Raw genomic sequence first — 19,623 nt, 5'->3', positions numbered from 1 at the left:
GGAACAAGCTGTTACTGTACCGATCATAAAGCCCAAGCCGCCTGGATCGGATCTCTGACTTGAAGCGTCCCCTCCTTCTACTAATAAGTCTGGCCTTGAGCTTTGCAGCGAACGCGACGATTACCGAGAGCCACGGTTATGCGCAGTTCGGCAGCCTCAAGTACCCGGCCAAATTCACCCACTTCGATTGGGTAAACCCTGCAGCGCCGAAAGGCGGGACTTTGCGGGTCATGGCCTTTGGCACTTTCGACACCCTCAACCCCTATACCTTCAAGGGCTCCAGCCCGGTGTCCACGCCGAACTTCCTGCAATATGGCGTCAATGAGCTGAATGAGCCATTGATGGTTGGCACCGGCCTGTACGCGCCCTCCGGCGATGAACCCACCTCCAGCTATGGGCTGATCGCCCAATCGGTGGAGTACAGCGAGGACCGCAGCTGGGTGGTGTTCAACCTGCGCCCGGAAGCGCGCTTCCACGATGGCAAGCCGATCACTGCGTATGACGTGGCGTTTTCCTATCGCACCTTGCTGACCGAAGGCCACCCGCAATACCGCACCAACCTGCAGGAAGTGGCGCGGGTGGATGTGCTCAACCGACACCGCATCCGCTTTGTGTTCAAGCGTGCCGGCAACCCCTTGCTGATCCTGCGCCTGGGCGAATTGCCGGTATTGCCCCAGCACTACTGGAAAAACCGCGACTTCAAGGCCACCACCTTCGAACCGCCCCTGGGCAGCGGCCCCTACCGCATCAGCAAGGTCACGCCCGGGCGGCAACTGGTGTTCGAACGGGTCAAGGATTACTGGGGCAAGGACCTGCCGGTGAACCAGGGCTTCTATAACTACGACAAGGTCGAGGTGGAGTTCTACCGCGACAGCGATGTGGCCTTCGAAGCCTTCAAGGCCGGTGAGTTCGATATCTACATCGAGCACCAGGCCAAGAACTGGGCCAATGGCTACAACTTCCCGGCGGTGAACCGGGGTGACGTGATCAAGGCGCAGATCGCCCACCAGATCCCGACCCAGAGCCAGGGCCTGTTCATGAACACGCGGCGGCCCACCTTCAGCCAGACCAAAGTGCGTGAAGCCCTGGGGCTGATGTTCGACTTCGAGTGGACCAACCGCACCCTGTTCAGCAGTGCGTACAAGCGCACCTTGAGCTACTACCCCAATAGCGAATTCGCCGCCACCGGCGTGCCCACCGGCCATGAATGGCTGATGCTTTCGCCGTACCGCGAGCAACTGCCGGCCAACCTGTTCACGCAAGCCTTCAGCCTGCCCCAGACCGACGGGCGCGGCATCCCCCGCGAAACCATGCGCCGCGCGCTGGCCCTGCTTGGCGAGGCCGGCTGGAAGCTGTCCGGGCAGCGCCTGGTGAACAAGGATGGCCAGCCGCTACGCTTCGAGATCCTGCTGGTCAACCCGAACCTGGAGCGCATCCTGCAGCCCTATGTCGAGAACCTGATCAGCATCGGCATCGACGCGCGCCTGCGCACCGTCGACCGCGCCCAATACAAGCAGCGCCTGGATCAATTCGACTTCGACATGATCCTGATCACCCTCAACCAGACCTTGAGCCCGGGCCTTGAGCAGTGGCAGTACTTCCACTCCAGCCAGGCGGCGATCAAGGGCAGCAAGAACTACGCAGGCATCAATAACCCGATTGTCGATCACCTGCTGGAACAACTGCTGGCCGCCAAGACCCGCGAAGAGCAACTGGCCGCCGGCCGTGCCCTCGACCGGGTGCTGCTGTGGCAGCACTACAGCATTCCCAACTGGTACCTCAACTATCATCGCCTGGCGTACCGCGACCGGTTCGCCTTTGTCACCACGCCGCCCTACAGCCTGGGCCTGAGCGCGTGGTGGCTGAAAGCTTCGGAGAAAGCCCAATGATATCTTTGCGTACTGCCCTGCTCGGCAGCCTGCTGCTGTGCACTGCGGCCCACGCCGCCCCGCAACATGCGTTGACGCTGTACAACGAACCGCCGAAATACCCCGCCGACTTCAAGCACTTCGACTACGTCAACCCGGACGCGCCCAAGGGTGGCACGTTCCGCGAGTCGGCCATGGGCGGCTTCGACAGCCTCAACCCCTATATCAGCAAAGGTGTACCGGCCGACAACCTGGGCCTGATCTACGACACCCTGGCCATGCAAAGCCTGGACGAGCCCATCACCGAATACGGCCTGGTCGCCGGCAAGATCGAAAAAGCTCCGGACAACAGCTGGGTACGTTTCTACCTGCGCCCGGAAGCGCGCTTCCATGATGGCCACCCGATCCGCGCCGAGGACGTGGTGTTTACTTTCCAGGAACTGATCAAGGAAGGCTCGCCGATCTACCGCACCTATTACGCCGACGTCGACGAAGTGATCGCCGAAGACCCGCTCAAGGTTCTGTTCAAGTTCAAGCGCACCAATAACCGTGAATTGCCGCTGATCCTCGGGCAACTGCCGGTATTGCCCAAGCACTGGTGGGCCACCCGCGACTTTGCCAAGGGCAATCTGGAAGTACCGCTGGGCAGCGGGCCGTACAAGGTCGCCGAGGTCAAGGCCGGGCGCATGATCCGCTACGAGCGGGTCAAGGATTACTGGGCCAAGGACCTGCCCATCACTAAGGGTTTCTACAACTTCGACAACCGCATCACCGACTACTACCGCGACAGCACCGTGTCGCTGGAGGCGTTGAAGGCTGGGCAGTTCGACTACTGGCTGGAATTCAGCGCGAAGAACTGGGCCAATGCCTACAACATTCCCGCCGTTGCCCAGGGCCGGCTGATCAAGGAAGAAATCCCCAACGGCAACCCCACCGGGATGCAGGGCTTTGTGTTCAACATGCGCAAACCGATGTTCCAGGATGTGCGCGTGCGCAAGGCCATCAGCCTGTTGCTGGATTTCGAGTGGAGCAACAAACAGCTGTTCAACGGTGCCTATACCAGAACGCGCAGTTATTTCGAAAACTCGGAAATGGCCGCCACCGGCCTGCCCGGCCCGGATGAACTGGCGATTCTCGAGCCCCTGCGCGACAAGATCCCGCCCGAAGTCTTCACCCAGGCCTTCGAACCCTCCAGGACCGACGGCAGCGGCATGATCCGCGCCCAGCAGCGCGAAGCCTACCAACTGCTGCAGGAAGCCGGCTGGCGCATCGTCGATGACAAGATGGTCGACACCACCGGCAAACCGGTGACTATCGAATTCCTGCTGGCCCAGACCGAGTTCGAACGCATCCTGCTACCGTTCAAGCGCAACCTGGCCGACCTGGGCATCAACCTGGTGATCCGCCGGGTCGACGTGTCGCAGTTCATCAACCGTATCCGCTCGCGGGACTTCGACATGCTGGTGGGCAGCTTCCCGCAGTCCACTTCACCGGGCAACGAACAGCGCGAGTTCTGGAAATCGTCCAGCGCTGACAAGCCCGGCAGCCGCAACTACATGGGCCTCAAGGACCCGGCCATCGACCAGTTGGTGGAAGAGCTGATCGACGCCGATTCGCGCAAAAGCCTGGTGGCGCATGCCAAGGCCCTGGACCGCGTGTTGCAGTTCGGCTACTACGTGATCCCCAACTGGCACATCAAGACCTTCCGCGTGGCGTACTGGGATCACCTGGGCCACCCGAAGGTCCCACCGCGCTACGACGTCGGCACCGCCACCTGGTGGGCCAAGCCCGACGTCAAACCGGCCGTCATCCCAGACACCAACACCAGCGCCGATCCGGCGAGTGGAGGCGATTAAATGCTGGCCTATATCTTTCGCCGCCTGTTGCTGATCATCCCCACACTGTTCGGGATCCTGCTGATCAACTTCGTCATCATCCAGGCTGCCCCCGGTGGCCCTGTGGAGCAGATGATCGCCAAGCTTGAAGGTTTTGAAGGCGCCACCAGCCGCATTGCCGGCGGCGGCGCCGAAGTGTCGGTGGCCGGTTCCAGCAGCTACCGTGGCGCCCAGGGCCTGGACCCGGCGCTGATCAAGGAAATCGAGAAGATGTACGGCTTCGACAAGTCGGCGCCTGAACGCCTGTGGATCATGGTCAAGAACTACGCCCAATTGGATTTTGGCGACAGCTTCTTCCGCGACGCCAAGGTCATCGATCTGATCAAGGAAAAGATGCCGGTGTCCATTTCCCTCGGGTTATGGAGCACGCTGATCATGTACCTGGTGTCGATCCCCCTGGGGATCGCCAAGGCCACGCGGCATGGCAGCCATTTCGACGTGTGGACCAGCTCGGCGATCATCGTCGGCTACGCGATCCCGGCGTTCCTGTTTGCGATCCTGCTGATCGTGGTGTTTGCCGGCGGCAGTTACCTGGACTGGTTCCCGTTGCGTGGGCTCACCTCTAACAACTTCGATGAGCTGAGCTGGGGCGGCAAGATCCTCGATTACTTCTGGCACCTCGCGCTGCCCATCACGGCCCTGGTGATCGGCAACTTCGCCACCATGACCCTGCTGACCAAGAACAGCTTCCTTGACGAGATCAACAAACAGTATGTGGTCACCGCAAAAGCCAAGGGCCTGACCAACCACCGTGTGCTCTACGGCCATGTGTTCCGCAACGCGATGCTGCTGGTGATCGCCGGTTTCCCCTCGGCCTTCATCGGGATCTTCTTCACCGGTTCGTTGCTGGTGGAGGTGATCTTCTCCCTCGACGGCCTGGGCCTGATGAGCTTTGAAGCGGCGATCAACCGCGACTACCCGGTGGTGTTCGGCACGCTGTTCATCTTCACCCTGCTGGGGCTGATCGTGAAACTGATCGGCGACCTCACCTACACCCTGGTCGATCCGCGTATCGACTTTGCCAGCCGGGAGCATTGAGATGAACCTGTCCCCCCTCAATCGCCGTCGGTTCGAACGTTTCAAGGCCAACAAGCGTGGCTGGTGGTCGCTGTGGCTGTTCCTGATCCTGTTCGTGCTGAGCCTGGGCGCCGAGCTGATCGCCAACGACAAACCCCTGGCCGTGCATTACGACGGTGGCTGGTACTTCCCGGCGCTCAAGCGCTACCCGGAGACCACATTCGGCGGCGAATTCCCGCTGGAGGCCAACTACAAGAGCCCGTACATCCAGGAGCTGCTCAAGGCCAAGGACGCCTGGACCTTGTGGGCGCCGATCCCGTTCAGCTACCAGAGCATCAACTACGACCTCAAGGTGCCGGCCCCCGCGCCGCCTTCCAGTGTCAACCTGCTGGGCACCGATGACCAGGGCCGCGATGTGCTGGCGCGGGTCATCTACGGCTTCCGCGTGTCGGTGCTGTTCGCCCTGACCCTCACCGTGCTCAGCTCGATCATCGGCGTGATCGCCGGGGCGCTGCAGGGTTTCTACGGCGGCTGGGTCGACCTGGCCGGGCAGCGCTTCCTGGAGATCTGGTCCGGGTTGCCGGTGCTGTACCTGTTGATCATCCTCGCCAGCTTCGTGCAGCCCAACTTCTGGTGGCTGCTGGGGATCATGCTGCTGTTCTCGTGGATGAGCCTGGTGGACGTGGTACGCGCCGAGTTCCTGCGCGGGCGCAACCTGGAATATGTGCGCGCCGCCAGGGCCCTGGGCATGCAGAACGGCGCGATCATGTTCCGCCATATTTTGCCCAATGCGATGGTGTCGACCATGACCTTCATGCCGTTCATCCTCACCGGCGCTATCGGTACGCTGACCGCTCTGGACTTCCTCGGCTTCGGTTTGCCCGCCGGTTCGCCGTCGCTGGGTGAACTGGTGGCCCAGGGCAAATCCAATCTGCAAGCGCCGTGGCTGGGCATGAGTGCCTTTGCCGTGCTGGCGATCATGTTGAGTTTGCTGGTGTTTATCGGCGAGTCCGCTCGCGATGCCTTCGACCCGAGGAAATGAGATGAATCAGGACAATCTGATCGAAATCCGCGACCTCTCCGTCGAGTTCGTCACGGGCGAACACCACCACCGCGTGGTGAACAATGTCAGCTTCGATATCAAGCGCGGTGAAACCATCGCACTGGTGGGTGAAAGCGGCTCGGGCAAATCGGTGACCGCTCACTCGATCCTGCGCCTGCTGCCCTACCCGCTGGCACGTCACCCCTCTGGCACCATCGAGTATGCCGGGCAGGACCTGCTGACCCTGAAAGAAAAAACCATCCGCCACATACGCGGCAACCGCATTGCGATGATCTTCCAGGAGCCGATGACCTCCTTGAACCCGCTGCACACCATCGAAAAGCAGATCAACGAAGTACTGGGCCTGCACAAGGGGCTGCAAGGCAAGGTCGCCACCCAGCGCACCCTGGAGCTGCTGGACCTGGTGGGTATTCCCGAGCCGCACAAGCGCCTCAAGGCCCTGCCCCATGAACTGTCCGGCGGCCAGCGCCAGCGGGTGATGATTGCCATGGCCTTGGCCAATGAGCCGGAGTTGCTGATCGCCGATGAACCGACCACTGCACTCGACGTGACGGTGCAATTGAAGATCCTGGAATTGCTCAAGGAATTGCAGGCACGCCTGGGCATGGCGCTGTTGCTGATCAGCCATGACCTTAACCTGGTGCGCCGGATTGCCCACCGCGTATGCGTGATGCAAAAGGGCTGCATCGTCGAGCAGGCGGAGTGCGAGACGCTGTTCCAGTCGCCCCAGCACCCGTACACCCAGGAGTTGTTAGCGGCCGAACCCAGCGGCGGCCCGGCGACCAACGAGGTTGGACCGCCGTTGCTGGAGGTCGATGACCTGAAAGTGTGGTTCCCGATCAAGAAAGGTTTTTTGCGCAATACGGTTGACTACGTCAAGGCGGTGGACGGTATCAACTTCAGCCTGCCTCAGGGGCAGACCCTGGGCATCGTCGGTGAAAGCGGCTCGGGCAAGTCCACCCTGGGCCTGGCGATCCTGCGGTTGATCGCCAGCAAGGGCGGCATTCGTTTTGAAGGCCAGCAACTGGACACGCTCAGCCAGCAGCAGGTGCGCCCGTTGCGCCGGGAAATGCAGGTGGTGTTCCAGGACCCGTTCGGCAGCCTGAGCCCGCGTATGTGCGTCAGTGAGATCGTCGGCGAAGGCTTGCGCATCCACAAGATGGGCACGCCGGCCGAACAGGAAGCGGCGATTATCGCGGCGCTCAAGGAAGTGGGCCTGGACCCGGAGTCCCGGCATCGCTACCCCCATGAGTTCTCCGGCGGCCAACGGCAACGCATCGCCATCGCCCGCGCGCTGGTGCTCAAGCCACGCCTGATCCTGCTCGACGAGCCCACCTCGGCCCTCGACCGCACGGTGCAACGCCAGGTGGTGGAACTGCTGCGCAGCCTGCAGGCCAAGTACAACCTGACCTACCTGTTCATCAGCCATGACCTGGCGGTGGTGAAGGCGTTGAGTCACCAGTTGATGGTGGTCAAGCATGGGCAGGTGGTGGAACAAGGGGATGCCAAGGCGATCTTTGCCGACCCGCAACATGCCTACACCCGGCAACTGCTGGAGGCGGCTTTCCTGGTTCCAGCCTGACACCCTTCAAACCTGGGAGGGGATTCCACCCAATAGCAATCCAATATCATTTGCGCACGCCCCCTCCCTTTGCTTTAATCGCGACCAATTCTTATTTACGCCAATCCTTTTGCGTTGGATGGATATTGTGTCGACCTCTTTCACCCACCTCTACGGCACCCACCACAGCTGGCTGCTCGGCCTGTTGCGCCGGCGCCTGAACGACCGCTGGGATGCCGCCGACCTGGCCCACGACACCTTTATCCGCATCCTCAACCGCCCGGTGGCCGAGACCGATCACGTGCGCCAGCGCTCGTACCTGGCGACCATCGCCCGTGGCTTGTGCATCGACCACTGGCGCCGTCGCCAACTGGAAAAAGCCTGGTTGGAGTCGCTGGCGCAACGTCCGGAAGACACGCACCCGTCCCCGGAGCAACGGGCAATCATCGTCGAAACCCTCTACGAAGTGGACGCCATGCTCGCTCGCCTGCCCAGGAACGTCCGCGAAGCCTTCCTGCTCGCTCAACTGCACGGCCTGCCCTACAAACAGATCGGCCTGCAATTGGGCGTGTGCGAACGCATGGTCAAGAAATACCTGGCCCAGGCCCTGCTGCACTGCGCGATCTTGGAAGCCGAGCTCGACGGGATGCTGGTGCAATGAACACGCCCGGCAAGCTCAGCCACGCCAGCCTGGAACAGGCCGCGCAGTGGTACGTGCGCCTGCAGGACCCGGCGGGTACGCAGGAACAGCAACGCTGGCAAACCTGGGTCGCGCAGAACCCCGAGCACTTGGCCGCATGGCAGTACGTGGAACGCGTCAGCCAGCGCTTTGCGCCCTTGATGGAGCAACCCCATGGCGCGAGCCGGGCGTTGCGCAGCTCGCGCCGGCAAACCCTCAAGACGCTGCTGGTACTGTGCGGGGGGTCGACATTGGCCTGGGGCGCTTGGCGCAACACCGTCCTGCCCCGGTTGGTCGGCGGTTGGCGCGCGGACTATGCCACCGGTAGCGGTGAGACGCGCGACGCCCTGCTGGCCGATGGCAGCCATGTGTGGTTGAACGCCTTGAGCGCTGTGGACGTGCGCTTTGATGCGGTGCAGCGGTTATTGCAGTTGCGCTTTGGCGAAGTGCTGATCGACACCGCCAAGGACGCCCTCCGGCCTTTCCTAGTGGACACCGGACACGGCCGCCTGCAGGCGTTGGGGACACGTTTCAGTGTGCTGCACGGCGAACACCACACCCAGCTCAACGTGTTCGAAGGGCGGGTGCAAGTCACCGCCCTCGACCAGCACGTGCGCATCATCGAAACCGGCCAACAAGTGTCGTTCACCGCCAACGGTTTCAACCCGACCCTGCCCGCCTCCCCGGCCCGTGAAGCCTGGAGCCGGGGCGTGCTGCTGGCGGATAACCTGCCGCTCGGCCAATTGATCGCCGAACTGAATCGCTATCGCCCCGGCCACCTGGGCTGCGACCCAGCCGTGGCGCACTTGCCGGTGATGGGGTCATTCCCGCTGCAAGACAGCGACCACGCCCTGGGTTTGTTGCAGGCGGCGCTGCCGATTCGCGTGGATAAACCGATGCCGTGGTGGGTCACTGTCGGCCCAAAGTAAAAAAACGCTCAGCACCAGTTCCCTTTTCCCACCTTCGTTCGGTTAACCCTGCAGACGCTTTCAATTCGCCGATCGATCTGATCCAAAGGGAAACATCCATGTCGCAACCTGCCCGCTTCGCGCTGCGCCCACTGGCGCTGGCCACCTCGCTGTTTTGCCTGGGCGCACCGTCGCTGCAAGCCGCCGAATCGCCCTCGACCCAGGAAGCTTCACGCAGCTATCACATCGCTGCCGGCCCGCTGGTCAGCGTGCTCAACAGCTTTGCCGAGCAGTCGGGTATTTTCATCGCGGGCCACAACAGCCTGGCCGCCGGCAAAACCAGCCCCGGCCTGAATGGCAGCTACACCCCGGCGGCCGGCTTGCAGCGCCTGTTGCAGGGCAGCGGTTTGCAGGCCCTGCCCCAAGGCAACAACGGCTACGTACTGGAACTGATCCCGACCAACACCGGCGCCCTGGAGCTGGCCGCCACGACGATTTCCGGCCAGGACCTGGGCGCCACCACGGAAGACACCCATTCGTACACCACCGGCTCCATGGCCTCGGCCACCGGCCTGCCGCTGTCGATGCGCGAAACCCCGCAGTCGGTCACGGTGATCACCCGCCAGCAAATGGACGACCAGGGCACCAACAGCATCGCTGACACCCTGCGCCGTGCCCCCGGCGTGAGCGTGCAGAACTACGACAGCGAGCGCTGGGAGTTTTCCAGCCGTGGCCTGCCGATCACCAATTTCCAGTACGACGGTGTCAATTCCACCTATGACGGCGTGTATGACTACGGCACCACCAGCACCGACATGGCGGTGTACGACCACCTGGAAATCATCAAGGGTTCGGCCGGCCTGCTGAGCGGTTCCGGCGACCCCTCGGCCACGGTCAACCTGATCCGCAAAAAACCCACGGCAGCGTTCAAGGCTTCGGTGACCCAGACCTTCGGCTCCTGGGACAACTACCGCACCGAAGGCGACATCTCCGGCCCCTTGACGGCGTCGGGCAATGTGCGCGGGCGTTTTGTCGGTGTGTACCAGGATCGCCAGTCGTACCTGGACCACTACCAGAACACCAAGGACATCGCCTACGGCATCCTTGAAGCCGACCTCACACCCGACACCCTGCTGACCTTCGGCATCGACCAGCAGGACACCCGCTCACGTGGTGCCAGCTGGACCGGATTCCCGATGTATTTCAGCGACGGCTCGCGCACGAACTTTTCGCGTTCGTTCAACCCGGCCGCCGACTGGAGCCGCCGCGACTTCCAGAACCAGACGCTGTTCGCCTCGGTGCAGCAGAAGCTGGCGAACGACTGGTCACTCAAAGTCAGCCTCGACCGCAAGCGCAGCCAGCACGACACCCTGCTCGCATCCGCCAGCGGCGGCAACCCGGACCCGGTCAGCGGCCAGAACATGTACATGTTCATGGGCAAGTACAAGGGCGATCAGGTGCAGAACACCCTGGACGTCAACCTCAGCGGGCCGTTCAGCCTGCTCGGCCGTGAACACGAACTGATCATGGGCTTCATGGCCACCCGCTCGAAACAGGACGTGCCGGTGTACGGCTCGATCTACCCAGCGGTGGGCGGCAGTATCTTCGACTGGCACGGCGAGTACGCCAAGCCGGACATCCCGCGCAGCGGCCAGAACGATATCGTGCAGCGCCAGACCGGCGCCTACTTGGCCACGCGCCTGAAGCCCACCGATGATTTGTCGGTGATCCTCGGCACCCGCGTCAGCACCTTCAGCGGCACCGACACCACCGATTTCTACGACCCGACCAAGGCCGATAACCGCACCACTTATCACCAGAGCGGCGTGGTCACGCCCTACGCCGGCATCGTCTATGACCTCAACGACACCTGGTCGGTGTACACCAGCTACACCCAGATCTACCGTCCGCAAACCAGCAAGGACGCCGACCGCAAACTGCTCGACCCGATCGAGGGCGAAACCTACGAGGCCGGGCTCAAGGCTGCGTTCTACGACGGGCGCCTGAACGCCAGCTTTGCCGCGTTCCGTATCCAGCAGGACAACGTGGCCGAATACGTCTCGGGCTTCGAGACCGACTCGGTGTACCGCCCCATCGCCGGCGCCACCACCAAGGGCTTTGAAGCGGAGTTGTCGGGTGAAGTGCTGGACGGCTGGAACGTCTCCGCCGGCTACACCTACCAGCACACCCGTGATGCCAAGGACGACTACGTCTACAGCTCGGTGCTGCAAACCACCACACCGCAGCAGGTGGTGCGCCTGTTCAGCACCTATCGCCTGCCCGGTGCCCTGGAGAACGTCACCGTCGGCGGTGGGGTGAACTGGCAGAGTGAATTCTTCGGCAACGTGTTCCAGCCCGATCCGACTGACACCGTCAACTTCGGCCACAACGCGCGCATCACCCAGGACAGCTACTACCTGGTCGACCTGATGGCGCGCTACCGCTTCAACGAGCACTTGAGCACCACACTCAACGTGAAGAACTTGTTCGACAAAAAGTACTACACCGGGCTGGGCAACTTCGGCACCGGGTTCTATGGCGAGCCGCGCAGCCTGCAATTGGCGACACGCTGGGACTTCTGAGCGCCGGCCTGAACCTTGCCGCCGTGGCTGACGCAAGCCACGGCCTTGCAGGAAACGCCTGCTACAGATGCCCCATCCCTGGGGCGGATCATCCGGGGTTTGATCAGCCGGAACCGCCCTCATGGATGACATTCACGCCCTTGCCCTGACCTGGGACAACCTGCCCAGCGACACGCCCCTGCCACTCAGTGTCAGCCCCTCCAGCGCCTACCTGAGCGAGCGCCAGACCCTGCGCAACGAGGGCGACCCACCCTTGATCGCGCAACTGACCCGCCTATTGGCCACCGCCTCGAACCAAGCGTTGCCGCTTCCCACGCACCCCGTAACCATGATCGAGCATTCACAGTTGGGCCAGTGGTGCGAAGCCTTTTGCAAAGCCATCAACCAGAAAGATTTCATCGACTGGGCCAACGCCCAAGGGTTTGATCTCGCTACGCTGCGGGTGCACAACAGTCGGCTCAGCGTGACGGCTCACGGGCAACCCAAGGTCTATTGCCTGGCCGACTCGTCCGCCTGGTGGACACTGGCCAACCCGATCATCTACATCAGCCAACTCCTGGACCCGACCGAGCTGGGCATGCCGTATATCGCACCTGTACCTCCTGCCGGCGTGCGCAGCTTTCCCTTGAACCTGACCCTGGCGTTCCATGGCTTGCCAATGCCTGCGAACCGCCTCCAGGCGCAGACCATTGTCGAAGAACTCGAGGCCTTGCAAGGTTTTCCCGGGTTTGATGACAACGGGCGCAGCAAGTCGATGAGCTACGCCGAACTGGGCCAGCAGGCGCGCGACTACGTGCAACTGGCTGACGCCCTGCAACAACTGGTCAGGGACGAGAACAGCTTTAACGCTTTCGACGTCTACAGCACTGCGCTGTATCTGCAGTCGGACTCGCGGCTGGCCAGAAACCTTAAAGAGGCCGCCGATCTGTTGCGGGCAATCATCGATCACCACGACCTGGGCACCACAGACGACGCACCGCGGCCCACTTACTACGATTACCAGCGGCAAGTGTTGTGCGTGCTGAGCCCCGACAGCGGGCTGGAGATGAACACCCTGGCGCCCGATGTGCCCGATGCGCGGTGGCACAGGCTTGGAACGCTGGGCGAACAACTGGGCAGTCATCTCTATCCCGACCGGCGCATCAGTATTGTCGGGGTTTTACAGGCGTACGCCATCGAACGCCCGCTGAACAGGACAGAGGTCAGCTTCCTGAGCGAGCGCCTGCGCAACTGGCCGGCGCCTGCGCCCCCGGTGGTATTGAACAGCGCCCGCTCATTCGGCGAACTGTATCGCTATCGGCAGTACGTCGGCCTGCTCAACGATCGCCACGCGCTGCGCGCTGGGTTATCGACAGTGATCGATGGCGGCAACCTGAGCGATGCCGACACGCTCGATATCGGCAGCAACGTCGACCCGGACACCCTCCAGGCGACCGTTAAAAAAGCCTACGCGGCGCTCAACACGCTGACCGATCACCCGGACTTCCTGACCATCCGCACCCAGCAACGTATCGACCCCGACAGCCATGTGCTGCTCAGCGCCACCGGCAGCGTGGGCGCCAATGGCCTGGATGGCACCTGGAAAAACCTGACCGATCCGGTGATGAGCAATATCGAGCTTGCCTCCCTGGTCCCTCCCCTCAAACAGCTCGCGGCTAAAACCGGTGGGTACCTGCGCAGTCGTTTCAAGGTCACGCTTTCTCAGGCGCTGCGCCTGTATCACCTTGAACGCCCCGAGACCTTGGATGAGGCACGCCTGACCTTGCAGCAATTGGCGGTCAGCCAACCGCTGCCGGCGCGTCAGGGGCACTACTGGCGAGCGCTCAAGCCGCTGTACGGTTCACAGCCTTCGGCCTGGAAACTGTCGGTGCTCGAGCGTGCGCAGATTGTGCGCATCATCGAGCGCTTCATGGCTGACCAGGACGTGCCGCTGTTCGAGTACCTCGGCCAGCCCATCGTCGCCGGCAAGTCCATAGCCGATGTCAGGGCGGAGGCGGATTTCCTCATGGTCCGCCTGCTCGCGACACCCTTGGCCCAGCAACTGGCAGAGGCTTTGTCGAACGCCCTGCACTGGCATGGCGGCCATGCAGGTGAACGTACGGAGCGAGGCAGCCGCACCGCGCTGATACTCGCCGCCCTGATCCTGAGCCTGGACCCGGAGCCTGATGCATACCCCACCCGTATCAACCTGATCGACTGGCACTCCGATTACTTCTGGGGCGAACACGTGCCGTTTGTACGCCAGAACATCGATAGCAGCCTGAACGGGCTCGACGCAGCCACCGCAGCACTGGCCGCGCACCTGTTGCTGAGCGAAAAAAGCCCGCACTTGCTCGTACGCGGCATACCCGACGCAACGCCTTGCCTCAGTGCCCAGACCTGGGTGTTGTACCGTCAATACGTCATGTACATGGAAAAGGTCATGCCAGGGTCTTCCCGTCAATTGACCTACAGCCAGATCATGTTCCTGGCCGGGCTGGCGCCACAAGGCAGCTGGAAACGCTTTATCGAGAGCAGCGAAGCAGCGCCGCCGGTGCTGGAGTGGGCCGTGGTCAACGGCATACTGGGCCCTCAACCGCATTACGATGCGCAGGCGATCAACACGGCGCTGGACAGCCTCAACCAACAGCGAGCCAGCCTTGCCGCCGCGCTCGAGACGTTTGCGCAGCCCGTGGTGACCCTACGCCAGACCGCCCTGGAAGATCTGCGCAGGGTTTACCCCAACACCCCTCTGTTGGATCAACCAGTATTGATGTACCTGCCGGAAAACTCGCCATTTTCCGAAGAAGGCCGTTTCGAAGGTGTGTACAGCGGCCCACTGTACTCGTTCGTCGACTTGCACAGTGCTGGCGCGCTCGATGTCACGTCGACACGCTGGCACTCCACAAACACAGCGGTCAAATACCGGGAAATGGCTCGGCAATTCCATTTGGTGACCCCGATCAACCGGCTGTTTTTCGAGACCTTTGACCGCAAGCTCGGGCAACTGAAAGACGCTTATGGGACTGCCATCCGGTATTGGTTGTCGCACCTGACCTTGCCCAGTCGTGAAGCCCTGGAGTACGGCCTGGTGGGGTTTTTCGGTATTGCCCAGCGGCGGGCTGCCGATGTCGGCCGATTCGGCGTGCTGATGTATGTCTCGCACTACGGCGACCGCAAGTTCTATGAAATCTTTCCCAGGCACCTGCTGGTTCGTCCACGTCCAGACCTTGACTATGAACAGGTCACACACGCGGCCGAGAACGGCGCCAGCAGTGCCTGGATGCGTTTCGACTGGCCGGCCTATGCGCAAGGAACCCGACCGGCCGAGGTGGCGCTGACCACTGCCGACAACGCCCTGGTCATTCGTCAACTCGACAACCTGGCGCCCGCCGCAATACCCGCACCGGACCTCTTCGGACGCCGGGTCCCGCGCACCTTCGACTCACCACGCACCCGCGCATTGACCCGTGTCATCGTCGAGCGGCATCTGCTGCATGACGGTGAGGCGCTACGTGAAAATGCCCGGCTGCCGATCACCCTGGCAGAGGCGGTGAGCGGCAACGACCCATGGGCCGACTACCTGCGACGCTATGCACCACTGGTACGCCAGGGCTTGAACAATGGCGGGTTTTAGCTGACGCTGCTGCCCTGTCCGTTCAACTGCTGCGAGGAAGCGCCCGCCCATGACTGCTGCCACTGCTCCGTGTTTCTGGCGTGACCCCGCGTTGGCCTTCATCGAGGCGCGCACCATCGCTGATGGGCGCAAGGTCACCTACAGCCGGCATGCCCATGAGCATTTTTCCATCGGCGCGATCACCAGCGGGCGCAGCTACTACCACTATGGCACCGACACGTTCCAGATCAGCGCTGGCACGGTGGTGTTGATGAACCCCGGCGATGTGCATGCCTGCAACCCCATCGATAATGAGCCGTGGTCCTATCAGATGCTGTACATCGACACGCCCTGGCTGACGGAGTTGCAGCATCAGTTGGGCTTCAGCACCGACCAGGGTTACCGGCCGTTCAACACGCCCCATACCCAGGACGCCGTGCTGTACCGTGGTTTGCTGGACTTGTACCGCATCCTCGTCGATGAACAGGCCGAGCACTTGCAGAAACAGGGCGCGCTGGTGAGTTACTTCAGCGACGTACAACAGCGCCTCAACCCTGCCGGCACCCCGCTGCGCGAGGTCAACCACAAACTGGAACGGGCCGCCGAGTACATCCGCACGCACTGCACCGAAGGGTTGAAGCTGGAAGACATCTGCCTGGCGGCCGAACTGTCGCCGTCTTACCTGATCCGCGCCTTCAAGCAGTATTACGGGCTGACACCGCATGCTTACCTGGTCAACCAACGCATCCAGTTCGCTCGCGCCCAATTGCGCCAGGGTGCGCTGATCGCCGATGTGGCGCTGGCGGCGGGGTTTGCCGACCAGGCACATTTCCAGCGCGCGTTCAAACAGCATTTCGCCGCAACGCCGGGGCAATACCGCGACGTGCTCAAGCCATCAGCAAATAACCCACACTGGCCACCAGCAACGCGGCCATTGAACGGTTGAATACGCGCACGCCCTGGGGGTTGCCCAGGTAGCGCCGCAAAAACGTGCCGGCATAGGCCCAGCACGCCACCGACAGATAGCAGATCACTAGGTAGAGCCCGGCAAACAACCACACCTGCCGTGCATCGCCATCGGCTACGAACAACCCCATCCCCGCCACACACGCCAGCCAGGCCTTGGGGTTGAGCCACTGCATGATCGCGCCATACAGCATCGACGGCGCCGTGGCACTGCCATCGGCGTCGAGCCGGCCATCGTCTACCGCCAACTTCCAGGCCATGTACAGCAAAAAAGCCACCCCGCCCCACTGGATCAACTGGGTGAGTATCGGCCAACGTATCAGTACCTCATGCAACCCCAGGCCAATCAACACCAACAGCAACGTGAAGCTCACGGCGGCGCCCAAGACGTGTTTCTGGCTGGCGACAAAACCGAAACGCGCTCCCGAACTCAGTGCGACCACATTCACCGGGCCGGGGGTGATAGACGTGGCGAGTGCGAAGGCAGCCATGGAAATGATCAGACTCATTGCAGTTCCTTGTTATTCGAGCGAATGACGATGGGGCCACGGTAAGGGGGCCACTCGGCCGAGGTATTGAAGAAAATGCCCCTCGCTCGCTTAGACGCTTTTATTCCATTGATATAACTGCATTTTTTTCTTTCGCACAGGCGATTTTGATAGGCAAAAATGCGTACTTGCCGTGCGGGGGGCGATGCTAGAGTTCAATCCCTCCTGATCAAAAAAAGGAACCGCCATGTCACGTCGCCTGCTGGCAGCCGCCTGCCTGATGCTATGTTTTTCCGCCGCCCAAGCCGCTGAGCGCTGGGAAACGCTGCCGCCAACGCCCGCCCCTGTGGCCGGTGCCCAGACCGGCTATGCCGCCGTCAACGGCATCAAGGTCTACTACACCCGTACCGGCCATGGCTCGCCGGTGGTGCTGCTGCACGGCGGCCTGTCCAACTCCGATTATTGGGGTAACCAAGTCAAGGCCTTGGCGGCAAGGCATACGGTGATCAGTATCGACAGCCGTGGCCACGGGCGCAGTTCGCGGGATGAAAAACCCTATGGTTATGACCTGATGGCCGATGACGTGGTGGCCGTACTCGACCACCTGAAAATCCCCCGCGCCGATATCGTCGGCTGGAGCGACGGCGCCATCATCGGCATCGACCTGGCCCTGCGTCACCCGGACCGCCTCGGCAAAGTCTTCGCCTTCGCCGCCAACACCCAGACCGCAGGCGTGAAGGACGGCGTCGAGAAGAACCCGACCTTTGCCGCCTTCATCGAGCGCGCCGGCAAGGAGTACGCCAAGCTGTCGCCGACGCCGAAAGAGTACGACGCGTTTGTCGAGCAGATCAGCCATATGTGGGCCAGCCAACCGAACTGGACTGACGCACAATTGCAAAGCATCAAGACGCCAATCCTGATTGCCGATGGCGACCATGACGAAGCGATCAAGCGCGAACACACCGAGTACATGGCCGCGACCATCCCCGGCGCCGGCCTGCTGATCCTGCCGAACACCAGCCACTTTGCGTTCCTGCAAGACCCGGCGTTGTTCAATGCGGCACTGCTGGGCTTCCTCGACGGCAAATAGGCACCGCCTCAAGCCCCGGGCATTTGGGTGACGATATCCCCGATGCCCAGCACCCGGCCATCCTCGGCGAGGATCTCGACCTTGCGCAGGGGCTTGAGCAAGCGCGCATCCAGCACTTGCGCGCCGACATCCTCCGGCTCGGTATAGGCCTGGCCCCACTGCGCCAGCGTCACCAGCACCGGCATCAGCGCACGGCCCTTGTCAGTGAGCTGGTACTCGCTGCGCGCACCGACTTCGCTGGTCTGCAACAGGCCTTGCTCGACCATGTCCTTGAGCCGTGTGGCGAGGATGTTTTTCGCCACGCCCAGGTGTTTTTGAAAATCACCGAAACGCGTTACTCCGGCAAAGGCGTCGCGGATGATCAACAACGTCCACCAGTCGCCCACCACGTCCAGGGCGCGGGCCACCGGGCAGCCATCGCCTTCCAGGCATTTGCGTTTCATCGTCGGGCCTCCGGGCACTTGCAAAATAAGGTTGCATTATAGGACCAACAGGCTCAGGATAAAAACGGTTTCATTATTAAACCTAACAACAGTCTGGAGCGCATCATGGATATTCGTGGAAAAGTGGTACTGGTCACCGGCGCCAATCGCGGCCTGGGTAAAGCATTCGTCATTGCCTTGCTGGAAGCCGGCGCGGCCAAGGTCTACGCCGGCGCACGCGATCCAGGCAGCGTGAACATCCCGGGCAGCACGCCGATTGCCCTGGACATCACCGACCAGGCCAGCGTGCAGCGCGCCGCGGAGCAGTGCACCGATGTAGACGTGGTGATCAACAACGCGGGGTTCCTGAAATACGGCGCGCTGCTGGCTGAAGACAGCGTCGAAAACCTGCAACAGCACTTTGACGTGAACACCTTCGGTACCCTGCGCGTCAGCCGTGCCTTTGCGCCGATCCTGGCCAGGCAAGGCGGCGGCGCGCTGATCAATGTGCTGTCGGTATTGAGCTGGCTCAGCCCGCCCGGCACTGGCGGCTACAGCGCCTCCAAGTCCGCCCAGTGGGGCCTGACCAATGGACTGCGCGGCGAACTGCGCGAACAGAAGACCCTGGTGATCGGCGTGCACCCCGCCTACATCGACACCGATATGGTGGCCGACGTGCAGGCGCCGAAGAGCACGCCCCAGGACGTGGTCGCCATCACCCTCAAGGCCCTGAGCGAAGACCGCGAAGAAGTGTTGATCACCGACATGACCCTGGCCGTGAAGGCCTCGTTGTCCACCGACAGCCCGGTCTACCTCAACAACTGATCAACCCGATGCCCGCCAGCGGCTTATCACCGCTGCGCGGGAATCCGGATGTCGCCATCGCGGCATTGGGTTTTCACACTGCGCGGGCAACCGGCGAAGGCCAGGTCCTTGGTCAGGCATACCCGCACCTCGGACAGCACTTTGCCTTTGCAGATGACTGCCAGCCCATGATTGCCCATGCGCGGGTTGCTTTCACGGAACAACGCCTCGATCTCACTGGCCTGCAGCGACGGCGGCGTATTGAACGGCTGCAGTTGCTGCGGAATGCTCACCACCCCCAGCGCCTGGTCGGTTTTTTCCAGGTAGGCCAAGGGTTCCAGGCCACTGCAGGTGCCATGCTTGGACCATTCGTGCTTAAGCAATGAGCGGGTTGGGAACAGTGTTGCGCCCTTCTCGATTTCTTCGCGACTCAACGGCGACTGCGGCGCACAGGATGCAGGCCAGCCGCCACGCGCGTACTGCGGCCACAGGCCATGCAAGACAAAACCGTAGCCCTTGCCGGAACATTGCTCGTTGTCCGGGTGCGTCAGGCAAAAGGTCGGCGACCACGACAACGACAGCACATAAAAATCAAACTCCCCCGGTGTGCCTTGGCTGCGCGGCGCCGCCATCGCACTTGTCGCCAGTACCAGCCATACCGCCATCCAGTATTTCATCTGTCTGT

Annotated in this window: 15 protein-coding genes; 12 read left to right on the top strand and 3 right to left on the bottom strand. The window is 62.1% G+C overall.

Translation table 11 applies throughout. The features are described 5' to 3' along the window. Positions 1 to 59 precede the first annotated feature (59 nt). The 10 genes from NL123_RS13600 (at position 60) to NL123_RS13555 (ending at position 16,114) form a co-directional block, all read left to right on the top strand. Positions 60 to 1,889, top strand: a complete 1,830-nt coding sequence (locus NL123_RS13600; RefSeq protein WP_058426299.1) for an extracellular solute-binding protein — start codon at positions 60 to 62, stop codon at positions 1,887 to 1,889. Beyond that, positions 1,886 to 3,724, top strand: a complete 1,839-nt coding sequence (locus tag NL123_RS13595) for an extracellular solute-binding protein (RefSeq protein WP_248482017.1) — start codon at positions 1,886 to 1,888, stop codon at positions 3,722 to 3,724. The genes NL123_RS13600 and NL123_RS13595 overlap by 4 nt, the downstream gene beginning before the upstream one ends. Further along, complete coding sequence (locus tag NL123_RS13590) at positions 3,725 to 4,801, top strand: microcin C ABC transporter permease YejB (protein WP_033902277.1); 1,077 nt, start codon at positions 3,725 to 3,727, stop codon at positions 4,799 to 4,801. It begins immediately after the preceding gene. Between the two features lies 1 nt (position 4,802). Further along, on the top strand, positions 4,803 to 5,822 hold the full coding sequence (locus tag NL123_RS13585) for an ABC transporter permease (RefSeq protein WP_012723835.1): 1,020 nt from the start codon (positions 4,803 to 4,805) through the stop codon (positions 5,820 to 5,822). Between the two features lies 1 nt (position 5,823). Further along, positions 5,824 to 7,425 carry an ABC transporter ATP-binding protein gene (locus NL123_RS13580; protein ID WP_494358001.1) on the top strand — a complete coding sequence of 534 codons (1,602 nt, stop codon included), beginning with the start codon at positions 5,824 to 5,826 and terminating at the stop codon, positions 7,423 to 7,425. A gap of 118 nt (positions 7,426 to 7,543) precedes the next feature. After that, positions 7,544 to 8,065, top strand: coding sequence for a sigma-70 family RNA polymerase sigma factor (locus tag NL123_RS13575; RefSeq protein WP_248482020.1), 522 nt, complete (start codon positions 7,544 to 7,546; stop codon positions 8,063 to 8,065). After that, positions 8,062 to 9,012, top strand: coding sequence for a FecR domain-containing protein (locus NL123_RS13570; RefSeq protein WP_494358000.1), 951 nt, complete (start codon positions 8,062 to 8,064; stop codon positions 9,010 to 9,012). Before NL123_RS13575 ends, NL123_RS13570 begins: the two co-directional genes overlap by 4 nt. A gap of 98 nt (positions 9,013 to 9,110) precedes the next feature. Then, positions 9,111 to 11,573 (top strand): TonB-dependent siderophore receptor, encoded by a 2,463-nt coding sequence (locus NL123_RS13565; protein ID WP_248482023.1) that lies wholly within the window; start codon positions 9,111 to 9,113, stop codon positions 11,571 to 11,573. A 121-nt stretch (positions 11,574 to 11,694) separates the two neighbouring features. Further along, entirely contained in the window at positions 11,695 to 15,189 is a 3,495-nt protein-coding gene (locus NL123_RS13560) for a hypothetical protein (protein WP_494357999.1), read from the top strand. A 49-nt stretch (positions 15,190 to 15,238) separates the two neighbouring features. Further along, the gene (locus NL123_RS13555) at positions 15,239 to 16,114 is read left to right on the top strand and encodes an AraC family ligand binding domain-containing protein (RefSeq protein WP_494357998.1); all 876 of its coding nucleotides are present in this window, start codon (positions 15,239 to 15,241) and stop codon (positions 16,112 to 16,114) included. On the opposite strand, the gene NL123_RS13550 is transcribed toward NL123_RS13555, so the two are convergent. Further along, complete coding sequence (locus NL123_RS13550; RefSeq protein WP_494357997.1) at positions 16,056 to 16,643, bottom strand: LysE family translocator; 588 nt, start codon at positions 16,641 to 16,643, stop codon at positions 16,056 to 16,058. The genes NL123_RS13555 and NL123_RS13550 overlap by 59 nt on opposite strands. A 226-nt stretch (positions 16,644 to 16,869) precedes the next feature. Here NL123_RS13550 and NL123_RS13545 point away from each other — a divergent pair, with 226 nt between their 5' ends. Next, the gene (locus tag NL123_RS13545) at positions 16,870 to 17,712 is read left to right on the top strand and encodes an alpha/beta fold hydrolase (protein ID WP_494357996.1); all 843 of its coding nucleotides are present in this window, start codon (positions 16,870 to 16,872) and stop codon (positions 17,710 to 17,712) included. Between the two features lie 8 nt (positions 17,713 to 17,720). Here NL123_RS13545 and NL123_RS13540 read toward each other — a convergent pair whose 3' ends face one another. Then, positions 17,721 to 18,155 carry a winged helix-turn-helix transcriptional regulator gene (locus NL123_RS13540; protein WP_058426307.1) on the bottom strand — a complete coding sequence of 145 codons (435 nt, stop codon included), beginning with the start codon at positions 18,153 to 18,155 and terminating at the stop codon, positions 17,721 to 17,723. A gap of 105 nt (positions 18,156 to 18,260) precedes the next feature. On the opposite strand from NL123_RS13540, the gene NL123_RS13535 reads away from it, so the two are divergent. Next, positions 18,261 to 18,959, top strand: a complete 699-nt coding sequence (locus NL123_RS13535) for an SDR family oxidoreductase (protein WP_092248834.1) — start codon at positions 18,261 to 18,263, stop codon at positions 18,957 to 18,959. Between the two features lie 26 nt (positions 18,960 to 18,985). Here the strand turns inward: NL123_RS13535 and NL123_RS13530 are convergent, their stop codons facing one another. Next, positions 18,986 to 19,615: a ribonuclease T2 family protein gene (locus NL123_RS13530; protein WP_494357995.1), complete on the bottom strand. Its 630-nt coding sequence runs from the start codon at positions 19,613 to 19,615 to the stop codon at positions 18,986 to 18,988. Between the last annotated feature and the right edge of the window lie 8 nt (positions 19,616 to 19,623).

The organism is Pseudomonas sp. FBCC-B1565, assembly GCF_059133265.1.
Note: the sequence above shows the minus strand (reverse complement) of the source record. Positions and strands in the feature narration are given on the sequence as shown.